Source organism: Mycobacterium simiae (assembly GCF_008370645.1).
In the GTDB taxonomy this organism is placed as follows: Bacteria; Actinomycetota; Actinomycetes; order Mycobacteriales; family Mycobacteriaceae; genus Mycobacterium; species Mycobacterium simiae_A.
In genome coordinates this window covers 1-3,476 of record NZ_VTZN01000299.1, presented here as the reverse complement: position 1 = coordinate 3,476, position 3,476 = coordinate 1, and the positions used below count along the sequence as shown (strand labels likewise).

Below are 3,476 nucleotides of genomic sequence, written 5' to 3'. Positions count from 1 at the left end.
GTGGTTTGCAGGCGATGTGGCAGCTGGGAGCCGAGACCTTCGCCGAGATCACGTTGCCGGATACCGCTGATCTCACGACGGGTCGATTCGGTATCCACCCGGTGCTGCTGGATGCGGCGCTCCACGCGCTAGGGGTGGTCGGCGGGCAGCACGAGACGGTGTTGCCGTTCTCGTGGCAAGGGCTGTCCTTGCATGCCGCCGGAGCATCGCGGATTCGAGCCCGGATCGCGCCTGCGGGTCCAGGTTCGGTGTCCCTGGAGTTGGCCGATCAGGTCGGCTTGCCCGTGCTGACGGTGCGGGACTTGGCTTTTCGTCCGTTGTCCGACCAGGCGTTGCCGTCCGGCGTGGGTGGCGATGGTGGTTTGTTCGAAATCGCTTGGCTATCAGCGCCTGTCGAGGGTGGCGACGATTCCGGCGATGGGCCCGCGCTGGTGTGGGAGTTGGCTCGCCAGGTCAGCGCTGACGCTGGGGTCGTTGGGTCGGTGTATGCGGCCGTTCATGAGGTGCTGGGCTTACTGCAGTCCTGGTTTCGCCGTGACGAGCGCGGGGTCTTGGTGGTGCTGACTCACCGGGCGGTGGCGTGGGCCGGCGAGGATGTCACCGACTTGCCGGGAGCGGCGGTGTGGGGGTTGGTGCGTTCGGCGCAGGCAGAGCAGCCTGGTCGGGTGATGCTGGTGGATTCCGACGGGTCCCTCGATGTCAACACGCTACTTCGGTGTGGTGAGCCGCAACTGGTGGTGCGCCAAGGCGTCGCGTATAAGGCTCGTTTGAAGCCGGCGGAGGCAATGCTCCAGCTCCCGCACAACACTTCCGGGTGGCGGCTGATCGCCCGCGGTGGGGGCACCTGGGCGGACGTACAGGTGGAGCCCTGTGAGCGGACAGAGCTTGCTGTCGGACAGGTGCGAGTCGCGGTGGCGGCGGTGGGCGTGAATTTCCGGGATGTGTTGGTGGCCTTGGGCATGTATCCCGGCGCGGGGGAGCTGGGGGTCGAGGGCGCCGGGGTGGTCGTCGAGGTAGGGCCAGGTGTTTCTGATGTGGCCGTCGGCGATACGGTGATGGGGTTATTGGGTGTGGTGGGTCCCGAGGCGGTGGTGGATCAGCGGTTGGTGATCGCGGTGCCGACGGGTTGGCCGCTGGATCGGGCGGCAGGTGTTCCGGTGGCGTTTCTGACGGCCTGGTACGGGTTGTCGGTCTTGGCGGGGGCCCGTCCCGGGCAGAAAGTGTTGGTGCACGCCGCCACCGGCGGCGTGGGTATGGCCGCGGTACAGCTGGCGCGGTATTGGGGCTTGGAAGTTTTCGCAACGGCCAGTCGCGGCAAATGGGAGACGCTGCGCGCGATGGGGTTCGGCGACGACCATATCGGCGATTCGCGCACGCTGGAGTTTGAGGCGAAGTTTCGCAGCACCACCGGAGGAGCTGGCCTCGATGTGGTGCTGAACTCGTTGGCTGGTCAGTTTGTCGATGCCTCGTTACGACTGTTGGCCCCGGGCGGGCGTTTTATCGAGATGGGCAAGACCGATGTTCGCGATCCGCGGGTGGTTTCCGCCGAGCACCCTGGGGTCGGGTATCGGGCATTCGACCTGATCGAAGCCGGACCAGACCGAATCGCGCACCTGCTCGCCGAGCTGATGGCGTTGTTTGCGGCCGGTGCGCTGGCGCCGTTACCGGTCAAGACGTTTGATGTCCGGCTGGCGCGGCAGGCATATCGTTACGTCAGCCAGGCCCGCCACATCGGCAAAGTGGTGTTGGCCTTGCCCGATAGGCCCGGCGGAGGGCCGGTGGGCCGGCTGGCCGGAAGCACGGTGCTCATCACTGGTGGAACCGGGATGGCCGGTGCGGCCTTGGCCCCGCACCTGGTTTCCCGCTACCGGGTGGCCAACGTGATACTTGTCAGCCGATCCGGTGCTCACGGGCAAGGGGTTTCGGAATTGCTAAGCCAGTTGCAGGAGGCCGGCGCTCAGGTTTCGGTGGTGGCCTGTGATGTGGCTGACCGCGACGCGGTCGCGACGCTGATCGCGCAGCTGCCCGAGCAGTATCCGCTGCGCGGAGTGATCCATGCTGCTGGGATTCTGGACGATGGGTTGGTTGACTCGCTGACGCCCGAACGCTTGGATGCGGTGTTGCGTGCCAAGGTTGACGGGGCGTGGAACTTGCACGAGCTGACCAGAGATCTAGGCTTGTCGGTCTTTGTGCTGTTCTCGTCGATGGCCGCGATCATGGGCACTCCAGGGCAAGGCAATTACGCGGCGGCCAATAGCTTCCTTGACGGGCTGGCCGCGCATCGCCGGGCGCATGGGCTACCGGGAGTGTCGGTGGCGTGGGGGCTGTGGGAGCAGGCTAGTGCGATGACTCGACACCTCGGCGAGCGCGATAAGGCCCGCATGAGCCGAGCGGGGCTGGCACCGCTGTCAACCGGGCAGGCGCTCGAGTTGTTCGATGCCGCGATGGTCGCCGATTGCGGGGTGGTGGCTGCCACGCGGCTAGCTGCGCTGGCGTTCAAGGAAAGCGACGCAGCGTTTCCGCTGCTGCTCAGCGAGTTGGTCGCCGGCCCGGCCCGCCGCGTAGTCAACGACACTGTTGCCGCGACAGCAGGCTTGCCGACGCGACTGCACGGACTTGGCGCCGAGCAGCGTCATCGCGAGCTGATCGACGTGGTGTGTAGCAACGCCGCTACAGTCCTGGGCCGCTCCAGCGTCGCCGACATCAACGCCCACCGCGCCTTCCAAGACCTGGGGTTCGACTCACTGACGGCGGTCGAGCTTCGCAACCGGCTTAAAACCGTCACCGGCCTGACTCTTCCGCCGACCTTGATCTTCGACTATCCCAATCCGGCCGCTCTTGCCGAACATCTCGACTCTCGGCTCGCCGCAACCGCTGCAACTCAACCAGACCCGTTGGCGCATTTCACTGGCGTTGTCCAGCAACTCCACACGTTGATCGGCAATACCGCCTGGACACCCGAAGACAAATTAGAGCTGTCCAATCAACTGCACACCGTCCTGGCCGACCTCGCCGCCGATGACGACCTCGCTACGGCCAGCGAAAGTCAACTCTTCGCCATCCTCGACGAAGAACTCGGCAAATAAACCCAAGGAGCAACAGTGCCGGGTACCCCCAAGCATGTTGATTACCTGAAACGCCTCACCGCGGATCTGCGGCGTACCCGGCGGCGCCTCTCCGAGTTGGAAGGCCAATTGTCAGAGCCGATAGCCATCGTGGGCATGGGTTGCCGCTACCCCGGCGGCGTTGATTCGCCGGAAGCGTTATGGGCGATGCTGATTGACGGTCGTGACGCCGTTTCGGATTTTCCCGCGGACCGTGGCTGGGACATCGAGGGACTGTACGATCCCGATCCCGATGCGCCCGGGAAGTCGTACACGCGGCGGGGAAGCTTCCTCACCGATGCCAGTGCCTTCGACTCTGCGTTCTTCGGCATCGGCCCAAATGAAGCCCTGGCGATGGATCCGCAGCAGCGT

General features: G+C 65.3%; 2 protein-coding genes. Both read left to right on the top strand.

The features are described 5' to 3' along the window. On the top strand, positions 1-3,086 hold a 3,086-nt coding region (locus F0Q45_RS24990; RefSeq protein WP_149656442.1), incomplete at its 5' end, for an SDR family NAD(P)-dependent oxidoreductase. Positions 3,087-3,101: 15 nt separating this feature from the next. Then, on the top strand, positions 3,102-3,476 hold a 375-nt coding region (locus tag F0Q45_RS24985), incomplete at its 3' end, for a beta-ketoacyl synthase N-terminal-like domain-containing protein (RefSeq protein ID WP_188113149.1).